The organism is Providencia sp. wls1914 (assembly GCF_009706645.1).
In the GTDB taxonomy this organism is placed as follows: domain Bacteria; phylum Pseudomonadota; class Gammaproteobacteria; order Enterobacterales; family Enterobacteriaceae; genus Providencia; species Providencia zhijiangensis.
On the sequence record NZ_WLUN01000003.1, the window covers coordinates 103957 to 120090 of the forward strand.

Here is a 16134-nt window from a genome sequence, read left to right on the forward strand (position 1 = left end):
ATTTCATGAAAAACTTAACCGGATTTTTACTGCAGATCCGTAATCGCCCTGAGCTGATGGTGCTAGTCATCATGGTGATGGTTATTGCAATGCTGATTATTCCGTTACCTACCGTCTTGGTCGATTTATTGATTGCACTGAACATTATGATTTCGGTGCTGATATTTATGAGCTCGTTTTATATTACGCGCGTCCTTAACTTCCAATCCTTCCCGTCTATTTTGCTGATTAGCACGTTATTTAGATTGGCACTATCTATCAGTACCAGCCGACTTATCCTGCTTGAAGCGGATGCTGGCGATATTATCGATACCTTCGGTCAGTTCGTTATTCAGGACAATTTAGTGGTGGGAATGGTGGTCTTCGCTATCGTAACTATCGTGCAATTTATTGTTATCACCAAAGGTTCAGAACGTATTGCTGAAGTAGCCGCTCGCTTCTCCTTGGATGCGATGCCCGGAAAACAGATGAGTATCGATGCGGATTTACGCGCTGGGGTTATTGATGAAGCGACGGTAAAAATTAAACGTGGCGAGCTGGAAAAAGAGAGTCAGTTATTCGGTTCTTTTGACGGTGCGATGAAGTTTATCAAAGGGGATGCCATTGCCGGTATTGTGATTATTTTCGTCAACTTAATCGGCGGAATATCCGTGGGTACGGCTCAGCAAGGCATGGATCTTTCCACGGCATTAAACACCTTCACGTTATTAACCATCGGTGATGGGTTGGTCGCGCAAATACCCGCGCTGCTTATTTCTATCAGCGCAGGTTTTATTGTGACTCGCGTGGGCGGCAATGATAAAAACTTAGGCGAAAACATTGTTTCTGAACTTTTTGACAATGATTTCACCATCCTGATCACAGCATGCATCGTGCTATTTATGGGTTTTTTACCCGGATTCCCAACCGCTATTTTCTTGTTCCTTGCCGCATTATTGATGGGATTATTTGCGACCCGCTATTTTAAAAAACGCCAAGCACAGCGAAAAGAGCTGCAATTAGGTGAAGAAAATCTGCAAACCGAAGCCACTGAAGGGGAAACTCAACGCGCGAATGATGACTTCGACGATGAATATATTCCAGAAACCTTACCGGTCATTATCTCGGTTAATCAACAATATAAGCAGCACCTAGAAGATAATAATTTTCTATCTCGCATGAAAAAAGATGTGTTTATTCGCTATGGATACCGCATCCCAGATATTGCCATTAACTATTCACCTATCGTGCCAGAAAACAAAATTGTAGTGCTAATAAACGAAGTAAAAGCGGGTGAATACAATGTCTATTTTCATGGTCAGCGCTTACTGACGGCAAATGATGAGCTGGAATACCTTGGTATGGAACTCATCAAATATACCGATGAATATGGTTCAGTCAGCACCTGGTTTGATAACCAATACAGCGAAAATGTAGAGCAGCTCGGTTTATTCGTGCGCGATGACGTGACAGAAATGATTGATTGCGTCAGTACGTTGTTATTACGCCACATCAATGAATTCTTCGGGATCCAAGAAACTAAAAATTTACTGGATGATCTTGAAAGAAAATATCCCGAATTACTGAAAGAATGTTATCGACACGCCACCGTACAAAAAGTCACGGAAGTTTTCCAACGTCTATTAATGGAAAAAATTTCGGTGCGCAATATGAAATTAATTATTGAAACTTTAGTGCAATGGGTGCCCAAAGAGAAAGACAGCATGATGCTGGTAGAACATATTCGCAGCTCCATGGCGCGTTATATCTCATCCCGTTTCTCGGTGGAAGGGCGTTTGAATGTCTTAATGGTGAATGCCGAACTTGAAGACACCATTCGCCAAGGTATCCGCCAATCATCCGGTGGCGTTTATCTACATTTAGAACCTGAAAAAAGCAACGAACTTATTCAAGCTGCTGAAGTGGCATTAGAAAACAGTTACTTATCTGTTAGGGATATCAATGTATTGGTACCTGTGGATATCCGCAGGTTTGTGAAAAAAATCTTAGAAGGTCGTTTCCCTGAACTTGAGGTGCTCTCATTTAATGAGGTTTCCGAAATGGTGAAGGTCAACGTTATTAAAACGATATAAGGAATATGTAAATGAAATACCGTTTTGTCGAGAAATTGAATGAATTTTTAAATTCTATGGGGCGTAGTGATTTAATTAATCCGCAGCTTGATTGCCATTCCAATATTCAACTCGAAATGGATGATGCACCTGCGATTAATATCGATTTGTCATCCGATGATTTAATTATTTGGTGCAACTTAATGGAATGCAATTACAGCCGACTCGATGCATCCAGCGCTTCATTATTAAAAGACATTTTAGAGTATGTGCCGCGTAATTTTCACGCGGGACAACCTGCACTGAATCTCATAGAAAACAACTTGGTGCTATCGGCAGTATTAAAGGCGACTTCATTGGATAACATGCAATTATTTGCAGACTCTTTTGACGAATTTTTTGAGCGCGCCACCGAATTGCGTCTGCAATTATCGTAATTGATGATGAAACTTTTTGACGTTTGCGCACATCCTGTGCGCATTCATGGATGCTTGATTGAAGCCCCATTGAGTGGCGTATTTATTGGCGAGATTTGCTTTATTGAGCAGTCATTGGCACAGCCAAAAATTATCGCCAAAGCGCAAGTGATAGGCTTCAAAGAGGGGCTAACGGTACTGAGCCTAATTGGTCGTGCTCAGGGCCTCACTCGTGAAGTGGTTATTCGCCCAAGTGGTTATCCGTTTGTATTCCAAATGGGGGAGCACCTTGTCGGGAATATTTTTAATGCAGCAGGGGAATTCGAAGGCGCATTAAGTCAGAAAAACAGCGAAATCACCCAGTTAAAAACCAAACTGCAACGCATTGATAATCCTCCGGTAAGTGTAAATAAACGCCGTCCAATCAATGAACCGATGGTCACGGGAATTCGTGCTATTGATGGATTGTTGACGTGCGGGGTAGGCCAGCGCATCGGTATTTTTGCAGCCGCGGGCAGCGGCAAAACCTCATTAATGAACATGCTGATCAATCATGCTCACGGGGATATTCATATCGTGGCATTGATTGGCGAGCGTGGGCGAGAAGTAATTGAGTTTATTGAAGAACTGAAACTGTCCCCTCATGCGGATAAAACCATTTTAGTGTATGCCACCTCCGACAGTCCGCCAATTGAGCGCTGTAATGCCGCCTTGCTGGCGACGGCGATGGCGGAATATTTCCGTGATTTAGGTAAGCAAGTTTTATTGTATGTCGATTCGATGACCCGTTATGCAAGGGCATTGCGCGATGTGGCTCTTGCAGCAGGGGAACTCCCCGCACGTCGTGGTTATCCCGCCTCTGTTTTCGAACAACTCCCGTTATTACTCGAACGCCCAGGGCGCGTAAAACAGGGTTCAATTACTGCGTTTTACACCGTGCTATTAGAGAGCGAGGAAGAAGCCGACCCTATCGGAGATGAGATTCGCTCTATTTTGGATGGGCACATTTACCTCAGTCACAAACTTGCAGGGCGAGGACATTATCCTGCGATTGATATTTTGCACAGTATTAGCCGTGTTTTTCAGAAGGTAACAACGCCGGAACATCGCCGATTTGCTGTCGATATTCGTGAAAATTTATCTCGCTTAGAGCAGATCAAGTTGTACCTCGAATTGGGGGAATACCAGCGAGGTGAAAGCCAAGAAAATGACCATGCGTTAGATAAACAGCAGGATATCAATCATTTCTTACAACAAAACATGGATGAATCAGAGGGCTTTGAGGAGATATTAGCCCAATTACACCATTTGGCATCCTGATGATTAATCAATTATTAGTGTTGACTGAAAAGCGTCTCGAAAGAGTGCAATTAGAGCAAAACAAGCTGAAAAACGCCATTTTGCAGTTGCAGCAACAGCGTCAAGATATCCACCAACGGATAGCCATATTCGCTCTGCAAGTGGGGATGTATGAAAAATCTGAAGAATTAACGCAAATGGATTTTTGGGAACGGCAACGGCAAAAAGCCGTGGTTTTATCAGAAATCGCCCAATGTGAATTTCAGATAGAAAACATCGACGCTGAATTATCTAAGTATCATTTATTGAAGCAGCAAATGGCTGAACAAACGTTCATTTTGCGTAATAAGTGCGAGAAATTCCGAAAATATCTCAAGCAACAACGTAGGGTGCAGTGGTTAAAATTAGAGCGCCAGCAACAAAATGAAATTGAGGAGCTGTTTGTTCATGTCGACAATAAAATCACTGCCTAATGAAAGTAAATTTAATTCCATGATGGAAGGTAAAAGTGCGTCGCTAGGTTTTCATCATCAACAATATGATCAGCAAAAACCGGGTTTTCAAAAGGAAGGCGGGCAGCAGCATTCAGTAAAAAAAGCCGCTCAGGATATTGCTCAGAAAAAACTGACTCAAGTGGCTGGCAATAAAACAAAGCCCAAAAAACCAGTAGAAGAGTTGGCAATACTCGTTCTGTTGAACTTGCCGACTCCAATCCAGCACATTTACTCTGGTGGGAAAGTGGCATTTCTCTCTGCAGAATATGGCTCAGATAAAAAAAATAGTGAGGCGAATCATTCGTTAACGGCACAATCCGATAGCTCATTAAGTCAAACGGTGAGTGAAGGCGATATTCCACCGAGCACTTTTAACGCCAATGTTGGAGCGGTATCGATCGGTCAATTGGTTGACACGAAAACCGTTAAAACAAAAACCATGGAACAAAAAGCGGCTCGATTTTTGTCAGATAACCCGGCAAGTGCAAAGCAAACTCAATGGATGGATATTCCATTAGTGCAGCAGACTGAAACTGTGGAAACGGCGACATTGAAATCGCCTCTGCTTGATGGCCAATCAAACATAGTGGATAAAACTCCACCTTCGTCTGAACCTGTTATGCAAAATCGGCCGGCGCCAAATGAGCATTTGGCAGCTCAACATTTTCCCGACATGGAAAACCTCAATATTGAAAAATCATTTGTGATTCAATCGGATGAAATGGATATAGCCAAGAGCATCTTAACGCAAGTGCGCGCAGAAATGGGTGAGAAATCACTGGCTGTGATACCCCAAATCTCGACTTCTCAAACTCCAGCTTCCCAAACATCAGCGTCTCAAACCTCAGCGTCTCAAACCTCAGCACATATACAACAAGCCTCTTCAATGGTCAGTAAGGTCGCTGAACTGATGGCAGCTTCCGAGGTTGAAAGTTCTAAAACAGTGCCTTCACGTACTCTGAGCTACACCTTTAGCCAATGGCAAAATGCACCAACGGTCTCTTTTGCTTTAGCGAGCGCCAGTAAAGATCCGGTGGTGGCATCAACGCTAAGCCATGAAGTTCAGCAGGTTTTACAAGACAACCAGCATTCATGGACAGGCGAACAAAAAATGGTGATCCGACGTGAAGAGCAGGAAGGTCAACAGCGTCAACGGCAGCAACAGCATCAGCAAGACGAGGAATCCTAATGCTAAATATTTGTCGAATTAGCCACCGAGAAAAGCAGGTGAGAGAGTGGCAGCAGCGTTTTCAATGGGACTTAGACATACATACTCCCAAGGTGGGAGAACGCTATTTTCAAGTCACCCTACACAGTAAAACGCAGAAAATCCAAGTGCTAGTGAATGCTGAAGAATGGTGCCGTTACCGCTGGCCTAAATTGGCTCACTATGCATGGAATCTCTTAGATACCAAAAGCTTATGTAAAGTTTTTACTTATGAAAATACCGGAAAGACGTTTTTCTCCGAGCAATTCCGTTGTCATTGTGTCGAGATTATTGATGATGAACAGCTTCAGCAACCTTGGTTAACTGTGAAAGAAAAAAAACTTGGCATTGTATTGCTAGCTGAGCCTATTGAAGGGCTAACCGAGCGTAAGGCGCAAAACGGGATAGCCGAGCAGCTTAAGCTGCAAGCCGACTGGATTTTAGGTTATAGCCATATCAGTCGTAAAACTTTGCAGTCTATCGCGCTTGGCGATGTGCTGCGTATTCAGCAATTGCAATTAGACATGACCGTTGCAGGGCGTGTATTGGCCCATTTTCAAAAACAACAAGAAGGCATTTTTATGATTGAACAGTTAATGACAGCAGATGACGAACAAATAGCTTCCGTGGTGGAAGAGGAGTTTGTCGATGAAACTGTTCGTCCTTTTAATTTGCAGGACATTACAGTCAAATTGACCTTTGTATTGGGTCATTCAGACATCAGTGTAGAGGAATTGAATTCGCTCCAGCCGGGGGCAATCTACTCAATTGGTGAAAACAAAGAGCGTGAAGTGAAGGTGTATGCGAACAAACAACTGATTGCGGAAGGTGAGTTGACCTATATTGGTGATAGTGACGAATTAGGCTTAGAAATTAAGCGATTGGTAAGCTTAGGCGATAAAAGGTTATAAGCATGCCAACAGTACCGAATGAAATTCCTTTATTAGTTCTGATCGCGTTTTCCACGCTACTCCCTTTTATCATTGCGGCAGGCACGTGCTATCTGAAAATTTCGATTGTACTAATCATGGTGCGAAATGCGATGGGGGTGCAGCAAGTGCCTTCAACAATGGCATTAAATGGTATTGCTTTGCTGCTGTCCATTTTTGTCATGATGCCGGTACTGCAAGATGTGAATAATTATATGCGCCACGAAAGCGTGGACTTTAGTAATGTGGAGTCCATCGACAACTTCGTTGATAACGGGCTAGGGCGTTATAAAGATTACTTAGTTAAATATTCCGATCCTCAATTAGTGAATTTTTTCGAGTCTATTCAGCAAGGTAAAACGGAAGCCGAGGTGCAAGAAGAGCAAGCGGCGCCAACCCTGTTTTCATTACTGCCAGCCTACGCATTGAGTGAAATTAAATCCGCGTTTGAAATTGGCTTTTAAATCTATTTACCGTTTGTGGTTATCGACTTGGTGATCTCAAGCATTCTGTTGGCGCTCGGTATGATGATGATGAGTCCCGTGACTATCTCAGTACCAGTGAAATTGATTCTGTTTGTGGCAATAGATGGATGGTCACTGATTTCGAAAGGGCTGGTGATGCAATATTTCGAACTCGCACAGCATTGACGTAAGGGAATAGAAAATGGATTCAATCATTTATGTCAGTAATAAAGCGATGTTGTTGATCGTCATACTGTCGGCTATTCCTGTGATTGTGGCGACGGTAGTGGGGCTGTTAGTGGGGCTTTTGCAAACCGTGACTCAGCTTCAGGAACAGACATTACCTTTTGGTATCAAGTTATTAGCGGTGTTTGGTTCCTTATTTATGATTTCAGGCTGGCTGGCGGATAAAGTGATGAATTATGCCATTGAAGTGATGACTGCGGCGTTGCCAGCCATAGGATTATTGGGATGAATCAGGAGATGCTTGGGCTAGCGGCATCCTTGTATTTTAATTTCCAGCAAGGGTTAGTGAAAATCGCGTTTGCGTGGTTGCGTATTGCCCCTGTCATGTTTTTTTTGCCTTTTTTGAGTAACAAATTGCTCAATGGTGGGATCATTAAAAACTGTGTTGTCGCGTATTTAGCATTAGGCATGTGGCCTTATCTTACCGCTCGCGAAATAAATTGGGATGAAATCAGTCTCAGTGAGATTTTTATTTACGAGGTCAGTATTGGCATGGTATTGGCGCTAATTTTAGGGCTGCCATTTATGATTGCCAATGTTATCGGTGAGTTGATAGATACCCAGCGGGGAGAAACCATCAGCAGTATTGTAGACCCTGCAAGTGGTACGGAAGCCTCTGAATTGGCTGTATTTATCAGCTATATCGTGTGTATGGTGTTTTTGGCGCAGGGAGGTATGTACCAACTTGCCAATGTATTTGCACAAAGCTACCAATTATTACCCTTTGCCCATGGGTTTACTTCATTCAATAGTTTACCGTTAGGGGAATGGATAAATAAGGCAGTAGTGAATGGAGTGATATTAACGGCGCCGATTATTGTGACATTATTTATTTCGGAAGTCGCATTAGGGTTATATTCCCGTTTTTGTCCACAATTAAACGCATTTTCATTGTCTCTGGCAATTAAGTCGATTATTGCTTTTATTGTGTTTTTACTTTATTTCCAAAATGAAGTTCCAGATATTTTGGTCAATATGATTTCGATATCGCCATTGAATGCGATTTTTCTTTCTCCTTAATTAGCGCAAGGTTATGTGATGAGAGCGAGTTATGGCTGAAAAAACAGAAAAGCCAACCGAAAAAAAAATAAAAGATTCTGCTAAAAAAGGACAAAGTTATAAAAGTAAGGACACCATAGCGGCAATTGTTTTAGTCACCGGCGCATTTGTCATTGGGGGAATGTCCAGCTTGTATGAGTTGGCTGGATTAATGAAAAAACTCTTGTTAAACCCACGTGATATTTATATCGATAATTTAATTTTGCAATTTTCAAAAGTATTTTTGAGTATAGTAGTCCCTATTTTGATTGCTTGTTTTTTATCAGGAACCATTATTTCACTGTTACAGAGTCGATTTCGATTAGCAACCGAGGCAATCAAACTCGATTTTACAAAATTAAACCCAATTGCCGGATTTAAAAAAATATTCTCTTTAAATTCGCTTAAAGAATTAATTAAAGCCATTCTATATTTGTTGGTCTTTAGTGTTTCCGCTGCCACCTTTTTTGTGGTGTGGCGGCACGAAATTTTCATGCTATACCGTACCACGATCAATGGCATGATGACGCAATGGGTAAGTCTTTGTATTGTTTTTGTTTTTGTTTTTCTGGCCGTAGCAGTAATTATTGTTTTAGTGGATGCAATTGCCGAGTTTTTCTTATTTATTAAAAACTTAAAAATGGAAAAGCAGGAAGTTAAAAAAGAACAAAAAGATAATGAAGGTGATCCTCACATTAAAAGTAAACGTAAAGGATTACATCAGGAAATATTATCAGAGGAAATGAAATCGAATATTAAAAACTCGACATTCGTTATGGCTAACCCAACGCATATTGCGATGTTAATTTATTACGATTCAAACATCGCGCCATTACCATTCTTAATGTTAAAAATGCGCGGAGTACAAGCGAAAGCTGTTGTTAAATATGCAGAGCAACAGAATGTACCCGTGGTAAGAGATATTATTTTGGCTCGCCAAATATGGCGAAATTATAAAAAAGATAGTTTTATTGATGAGAATGGATTACAGGATGTAATGCAGATTATTACTTGGCTGATTCGTGTGGAATTAGAAAAATTAGGAATAGATGTTGATGAAGCATTGGAGCAATTAATTTCATCATGAATCGATGGCGCTATAAATCAATTATTCACGCATTGAATCGTTTTTTATAAGAAATGAAAAGTTTGATTAATTATGATGCAACAAAGCCGTTTGCATCATATATCACATATTAATAACGAGGTGACTATATGAAACACATTGAAACAGGCAGTTCTCAAACTGACAACACTCAAATCGAAATGGAAGCATTACTCGACGGCATTACCACAGCACTCATGGATGGGGCAACGTATAAAGATATTCATGGTATTCCGCAAACAACGATGGATGGAATTTATGCCTACGCTTATGAATTTTATCAGCAAGGCAAATTAGAGGAAGCGGAAACCTTTTTCCGATTTTTAAGTATTTACGATTTTTATAACACGGACTATGTCATGGGATTAGCCGCTGTTTATCAATTAACGAAACGTTATGAGAAAGCAACGGAATTATACGCACTCGCCTTTGTTTTGGCGAAAAATGATTACCGACCATTATTCCATGCAGGGCAGTGTAATTTGATGCTGAAAAAAAGCAGTGCGGCAATTCACTGTTTTGAAAGCGTCGTTGAAAACAGTCTTGATGCTGATTTACAGAAAAAATCAGAGGCTTATTTGAGTGCTTTAAAAGCAAACCTCGGAAAAGCAGAGTCATCACAATTATCGGACTCTAACACCTAGAGAAGGAAATACCATGAGTCAAGTCACTATGCCCAGCGTTAGTAGCGCTTCAGGTAACGATAGAATTAATAATATTCATACTTTCTTGAAAGGGAATAACCCTCTGGGGTTAGGTGAGGCGAGTGCAAAAGCGGTATTAGCCTTAGAAGAGGCATGTGGCGAATTAATGTCTTCAGAACAAATGAAGCGTCAGCGTTCAGAGCATCTTCCAAAGCTAGTAGAGCCCAAAATGTCGGCAATGAAAATGTCACCAGAAGCTCAACAGGCTAAAGGGTTTAATGCAAGCGCAGTACTGATTGAAACATTTTCAACCATTCGCCAGTTATTACATGAAGGTAATATCGGTGAGTTAAATAACCGCCTGCAGTTATTAAATATTGAATCGGAAGCATTGCGTCAAAAAGGTGCTGAGTTATTGGATTCCTTTGCTGGTTCTACGGATCAGCTTAAAGATATCCATGACAAAGTTACTGAAAAACAAGCTCAGTTAAAGCCGCTGAATCTTAAATCTCACTCACTGACTAACCGACGCTCGAGAAATGAGGCTTTACTTGCAGGTAATGAACAAAAGCTGACTGAGCTAAACACCAAGTTAGCCGCAAGCCAAACTGCATTAACCCAATTAGATTCGCTCCCGAAACCTTATACCGAAGAGGTGTATAAGCAAGAGGTGATATTGGAAGCGAACATTGCGCAACTTTCGAGTGAAATTGAGCAAATTACCCAACAGCAAAAAACGTTAGATTCAAGCATTACAGCCTTCGATAGCGAGCTTAGTGTACTTAAAAATGAGATTAGCCAGTTAAATTCATCATTAGATTCATTGCTAGATGATTCCACAAAGGTAGCGGCAATTGCCGATGAAGACCGTCAGAAATTAAATCAATTTATAGAGACGGCACCGCTTCAAACGAATGTTGATGGTGAAAAGTGGGAAAACACGCTGGCACTGTTAACCATGCTTACTGCTCAGCTCAAAAAAGCGATGAGTGAAGATTCAATCCGCAATATGAAAGAGCAAGAAGAGGTGATGATGAAAATCAATGAAGCCTCTCGTAAAGACTCTGATAAAAAAGCCAAAGAAGCCGCCGAAGCAGAACGTAAAGCGGCAGATGCCAATAAAGCGGCATCCTGTGCCAGTAAAGTATTTAGCTACATAATGTTAGCTGTTTCCGTCATCGCCACGGTGGCGACATTCGGTGCAGCCGCTCCACTGACACTTGCCATTGCTGCGATTGGTATTGCCATGTCGATAGCCGATATTGTCTTGGAAGAGACTGGGCAAGGCAGTTTGATGCAGATGCTGGCCACCGAGATTTCCAGTGCTGTGACCGACATGCTGATCACGTTCGGTGTTCCAGAAGAGGAAGCCAAAAAGATTGGCAGCATTGTGGGGATGGTTCTTGCGGCTATCGCATTCTTAGCTATTTCGCTACTTTCCATGTCATCATTTGCCAAGAATATCGCCAATACAGTCACTAACGTCACAAAAATGCTGGCGAAAAACGTCGGAACATTACTGAAAAGTACCATTAAATCCATGCCAAAAAGCCTTACCAATGCATTGGGGAATATCGCCACTAAAGGGACAAAAGCTGGGCAGTCAGTTGCGGATAGTGCAGATGACATGGTTAATCTGACCAAATTTACCAAGCTGGCCGATAAATTTGATGATGTAAAAGATATCGCCAAATTAACTAAGGCGGCAGACAAACTTGATGACGTGAAAGATATCGCAAAAATCGCAGACAAAGCGACTTCTGGCGTGAAAAATCAAGGTGTGGCGATGGCTCGTGTTGAAGTTGGGATGCGAGGAACTGGCGCGGCTTTATCTGTGGTAAATGCTGCAACGTCTGGTGGTTTACGTTTAGAGGCTGCTGCGCAAATGCGAGATATGAAGGAGATGCTGGCAGGCATGATGCTAAACAATGAAACCATTAATGCCCTTACTGAGTTGATCAATGCACTCATTAAATCGATGTCAAAAAATCATGAGCAATTTGATGACATGTTTACTGGAATGATGACATCCCTCAAGCAGTCTAATAACAGTAAAGTTGATGCGCTGCACATGGCTCGCTTTGCCTAATTTTTGGAGAAAATACCGAATGACAACGATTAATCAACCCCATTATTCACCCGTATTGACTCAGACTAATCACAGCCCAATGGTCAATAATCAAGAAGCAAACTCAAACGCCGCTTCAGGTATCCGTAAAAATATTGAATTACCGAATATTCAAAATGTTTTTGTTGAGCCGCATTCAGATAAGCCGACATTAAATGGTGCTATGGTTGATATGACGGTTGAAAATCTATCTGAGGCATTGTCTCAGTTGATGACACCCGAAAAAGCCGCACTTTTGAATGATATTCGCCATTTCTTAGTGATTACACCTGAGAAAATGCAAGCCACAGTCGCCAAAGTACTGGCTGAAGAAAACAAGACTATCAAACACGTTGTTGATAAAAACCATCAGCTCGATGAGACAGACATTAAGCTGATTTCGCAGGCAATCCAAGTGGTTATCGCGAGTTCATTCTCAAGGGATGCACTGAATAACCAAGCCGTATCAGATAAAGATATAAAGACAGTCGAATCCATCAATGACGCCCGAAAAAGTGAATTTGTTGGCATTATCAGCAGCGATATTATGTTAGAGCTGATAAAAATCATTCGTAAAGTCGTTGCGGAATTGAATATTTCGGATCGCCGTATTAGCGCAGACTTTTTAGTGTTGAATGCCAAAATGGTGGAAGCCGCGGCAGAATCGACCATCAAAGAAGGTAAAGAGATGTTTTCAGGTGCCTTAGCGGGCTTCTTTACTTCTTTGGCTATTAGCACCGCGGGCGCTGCTTTCCAAGGTCGTGCTTTGCATAAGCAAAATCAGTCAATTAAAACGAATCTGGTGAAAGCCAACCAAAATGGTGCGGCGGCTGATCGCTTAACGGAACTGAATGCCAACTCACTGTCATCAGCAAAAGGCAGCGCTTTAACGCTGAAGACAAAAGAGGGTACGGATGTGAAACTTGCCGACCAGGCAACACCGGCTCAACAAGCATTATCGAATCAACGTGGTAATGAAGCCGCTCAGCGTACCAACAAATTAGGTCTGGCAGAACGTGATGAACATGAACGCATCATGAATAAAACCCGGGTTAAGATGGGAATTGCGGAGCAAGGTGGTCGCTTATCGGAAAACGCAGGTCAAATGGTAACGTCTGGCAACCAAGTGAATGTGAAAGGTGAAGAAGCCAACAAAATGACTCAACAGTCAGTGGCCGATGTTGCACGCACAGTTTCTGCGGATAAAGATAAGCAAGTGGATAAGAGCCAAGATTTGGTTAAGCAAATGAATGAACATTTGCGTGAAATCCGTGAAGGTCAATTACGTACGTTCCAAAGTGTGGTACGAGGTTAATAATTATGGAAATTTCATCCACCATTAATCCGACTCGCCACCTAGGCCATCAATCCGCAGTGCAGGCTGCGGATAATCAAACCCGTACCGCTTCCCTTGCAGGGGAAACGACATTATTGGATCCACAAGCGGATGTTTTTCAACAGGCAAACCAGGCTTTTCATCAATTAGGCTATGATGTTGCAGAAACCCCGTTTCGTGAAGAGGCCGTTAGCAGTGATTTGGCGAAAATCAAAGCGCAGTATCGCTCAATGATGATGGCATCAAAGCACTCAGCAGACATGTATCAAAAAATTCCTGATGGTCGAAGCCATATTGCGGGTGTAAGCCAAACAATCGAAAAGATCCATACAGGTTACCAAAAAAAGTATGGGGAAATCGTTAAAGCCTCTACGCAATATATGCAAGATATGAATACGGCATTAGGTAAATTGAGCAACAGTATTAAAGCCGGTAGTGATGGGAAGATAAATTTCAAACCCAAAGAATTCCTGATGGAAATTGATACGGTCGTATCAAAATATTCAGGCATTTCATATTCGGATTATGAAGCCTTTTACACTTCATCTTCATATACTGAAAGTGAATTATTAACTGAATATTGTGAGATGTGGGGGCAAGATCTTGGTAAGGCCAATACGACAGAAAAAAATACCCACGATAAGAATAAGATGAGGGAGTATCTTAAAACTCTAGATTCCAGCGAGTACGGTATAAAAACTCCGCCTTTATATGCAATTAAAGCGAGCTCGGATATCAATACAGAATTCAGTTTTTGGGAAAAAAAATTATCTGGACAAGGGTTTATAGTTAAAAAAAAGGGAAGTGAAATACTGATTTATCCAGATTTTAAACCAATCAGAGAAATGTTATTAACTATCAAAAGTTCACCGGTTGATTGGGGGGGCGGAGATATGATGTCTCAATCGTTCCAAAGTATACAAACAGCCATAGATGCGCAAAAAAACGCCGTCAATAGTAGTGTTTCGCGACTATTAGAAGCATTCCGTCAGGATAATAGCCATTTTGATACTTTGGTTCAGTTACTCATTCAGTTAATAAAAGATTTAAATCAAAATAATAATAGCCTGATCAATATGTAATTTATTTATCTTATTTAATTTTAATCATAAGCAATTATGAGGAGTTTTTATGCCTATTATTGGAAGCGCTAATTCCGAGATTAGACGTTCGTCAGATATATCATTAAATACCGCATCGCTGGCAGGTAATAACCCTATTAGCTCACAAATTTCGACGGTTAATTCGGTAGGGGATCAAAGCCATTTTCCTGAACGTTCTATAACAAATGACAAAGTTTCGATTGCTGGAAATCGCAATGAATTGCATCAACGCAATCATATTGAACAATCTGCCAATATTCATCAGTTACTGAACCAAACGCACCCTGAAATTACAATGGGAATGATACTCTCTGTATTATGCGCGGGCGCAAGTGGGAATTTAGCCCAGCAAGAAATTAATTACCGCCCAGAGAATAATTTAATTCTATTAACGTTATTAAAACCGGAAGAATTAAAAACGGAAAAAGGCCTTATAGAGAGCGCTGCAAGTCTAATTAAAAAACTGCATGTGATGGGTGAAAAAAACTCGCAGGCAAAGCATATACTGGGGAATGAAGAGAAAATATTCGATAAAAAAATCGAATCGGCAATTTCTACATTAGGCCAAGATAAACTGCAAATATTAGCCCAGCGTTATCAACAGCAGTATGTTGACCCTGCAATTAAAGAAACTCTCAGTGCTTATTTCAATCAAGACGAAATTGATAGCCGCCCGCTCAACGATTTCTTAGTGAGTTCTCTGAATCATGGTTGTGAACAACGAGCGGCGGGTGCGATTCATGAGTATCAGCAACATAAAAGCCAAGCATTTGTGGATAAAGCTTGCCAAATTCATAATCTGTTTTTGGCATTGGAAGAAAAAATTGAAACCATCCGTTCCTTAAAAGTGATTATGGATTTAGGTCAGTCTCCAGCTCAAACCCAATTTCCAACCGAAGCATCACCTTTAAGGGGAAATCTCACTGTGGGAGATGAAATTGATGCTGGAAGACCACATCCCGGTGGCTCTCCATCAACACTTTTAACACCGTCAACACCGTTATTGCCTCGCAGCACTAGCCATAATGAAAATATGTATAATACTTATATTACAAATAATTATTATACCTCTCCTCATGAAACGACGAGCATCAATTCTGTTCAGTCCAATGATGAAGAAAATGAAAAGCCATTATTACCGACGTCATTTAAATCTGTATTGAATATGGAACCAGCTTCACCTGTCGTTCAAACATCGGGAAGTGTTAAAACCATACTTGAAACCCCAGATATTAACCAATATCAACCGCAAGTTGCCGAAAAGTCATTTTTAGAAAGTAAGCTGCCAGTGGGAGATAAAACGGTTAAGGAAGAAACTAAGCCAGTCATTGAGCTAGAAGCCATCGAGCGAGTTGAACAACCTCAAAAATATGTTGCGGATATTCAATGGCTATTACCGAAAAATTCAGGTGTTCAGAATCGCTATATTCGAACGGAATCAGGCTGGAAATCAGAGAGTGCAGTAAGACCCGTCGTTACGACAGTCGGCGGGTTAAACCGTAGCCAAGCAGATAAAGAAATTTATCAAGGGCTGCGTACAGCACCACAAACAGTACCTGCGGATGAAGTATTTGCTGATTCTATCGCAAAAGCCGATGAGCTTTTCACGGGTACGGAACATGGCGCTTTAAGAGCAGACCAAGCGGAGGTCGAGCGGTATAACGATAACGTCAAACGTTTCTCATAAGGTGATGA

The 16134-nt window shown here is 41.4% G+C and carries 11 protein-coding genes and 4 pseudogenes; all 15 read left to right on the plus strand.

Features of this window, described 5'->3' with window-relative positions; translation table 11 throughout:
• The first annotated feature begins 5 nt into the window (after positions 1–5).
• The 15 genes and pseudogenes from GKR74_RS01330 to GKR74_RS01400 all read left to right on the plus strand — a co-directional run bounded on the left by GKR74_RS01330 (position 6) and on the right by GKR74_RS01400 (position 16126).
• Positions 6–2072, plus strand: coding sequence for an EscV/YscV/HrcV family type III secretion system export apparatus protein (locus GKR74_RS01330; RefSeq protein WP_154602202.1), 2067 nt, complete (start codon positions 6–8; stop codon positions 2070–2072).
• 11 nt (positions 2073–2083) lie between these two features.
• A complete protein-coding gene (locus tag GKR74_RS01335; RefSeq protein WP_154602203.1) occupies positions 2084–2488 on the plus strand; it encodes a CesT family type III secretion system chaperone in 405 nt (134 codons plus the stop codon).
• A gap of 6 nt (positions 2489–2494) precedes the next feature.
• A pseudogene (sctN, locus tag GKR74_RS01340) lies at positions 2495–3805 on the plus strand (type III secretion system ATPase SctN).
• Entirely contained in the window at positions 3787–4239 is a 453-nt protein-coding gene (locus tag GKR74_RS01345) for a hypothetical protein (protein WP_154602204.1), read from the plus strand. Before sctN ends, GKR74_RS01345 begins: the two are co-directional and overlap by 19 nt.
• Positions 4214–5449, plus strand: coding sequence for a SpaN/EivJ family type III secretion system needle length determinant (locus tag GKR74_RS01350; protein ID WP_154602205.1), 1236 nt, complete (start codon positions 4214–4216; stop codon positions 5447–5449). The genes GKR74_RS01345 and GKR74_RS01350 overlap by 26 nt, the downstream gene beginning before the upstream one ends.
• Complete coding sequence (locus GKR74_RS01355; protein WP_154602206.1) at positions 5449–6378, plus strand: FliM/FliN family flagellar motor switch protein; 930 nt, start codon at positions 5449–5451, stop codon at positions 6376–6378. Before GKR74_RS01350 ends, GKR74_RS01355 begins: the two co-directional genes overlap by 1 nt.
• A 2-nt stretch (positions 6379–6380) precedes the next feature.
• Positions 6381–7088, plus strand: a pseudogene (locus GKR74_RS01360) (EscR/YscR/HrcR family type III secretion system export apparatus protein).
• A pseudogene (gene sctS / locus GKR74_RS01365) lies at positions 7063–7356 on the plus strand (type III secretion system export apparatus subunit SctS). The pseudogenes GKR74_RS01360 and sctS overlap by 26 nt, the downstream one beginning before the upstream one ends.
• The gene (gene sctT, locus GKR74_RS01370) at positions 7332–8126 is read left to right on the plus strand and encodes a type III secretion system export apparatus subunit SctT (protein WP_154602208.1); all 795 of its coding nucleotides are present in this window, start codon (positions 7332–7334) and stop codon (positions 8124–8126) included. Before sctS ends, sctT begins: the two are co-directional and overlap by 25 nt.
• A 31-nt stretch (positions 8127–8157) precedes the next feature.
• Positions 8158–9228 (plus strand): annotated as a pseudogene (locus tag GKR74_RS01375) (EscU/YscU/HrcU family type III secretion system export apparatus switch protein); the annotation flags it as partial.
• Positions 9229–9359: 131 nt separating this feature from the next.
• Entirely contained in the window at positions 9360–9893 is a 534-nt protein-coding gene (gene sicA, locus GKR74_RS01380; protein WP_442959336.1) for a type III secretion system translocator chaperone SicA, read from the plus strand.
• A gap of 13 nt (positions 9894–9906) precedes the next feature.
• Positions 9907–11982 (plus strand): type III secretion system translocon subunit SctE, encoded by a 2076-nt coding sequence (gene sctE / locus GKR74_RS01385; protein ID WP_154602210.1) that lies wholly within the window; start codon positions 9907–9909, stop codon positions 11980–11982.
• A 19-nt stretch (positions 11983–12001) separates the two neighbouring features.
• A complete protein-coding gene (locus GKR74_RS01390; protein WP_154602211.1) occupies positions 12002–13315 on the plus strand; it encodes a type III secretion target, IpaC/SipC family protein in 1314 nt (437 codons plus the stop codon).
• A gap of 5 nt (positions 13316–13320) precedes the next feature.
• A complete protein-coding gene (locus tag GKR74_RS01395; RefSeq protein WP_154602212.1) occupies positions 13321–14418 on the plus strand; it encodes a hypothetical protein in 1098 nt (365 codons plus the stop codon).
• A gap of 49 nt (positions 14419–14467) precedes the next feature.
• The gene (locus tag GKR74_RS01400; RefSeq protein WP_154602213.1) at positions 14468–16126 is read left to right on the plus strand and encodes a hypothetical protein; all 1659 of its coding nucleotides are present in this window, start codon (positions 14468–14470) and stop codon (positions 16124–16126) included.
• Positions 16127–16134 lie beyond the last annotated feature (8 nt).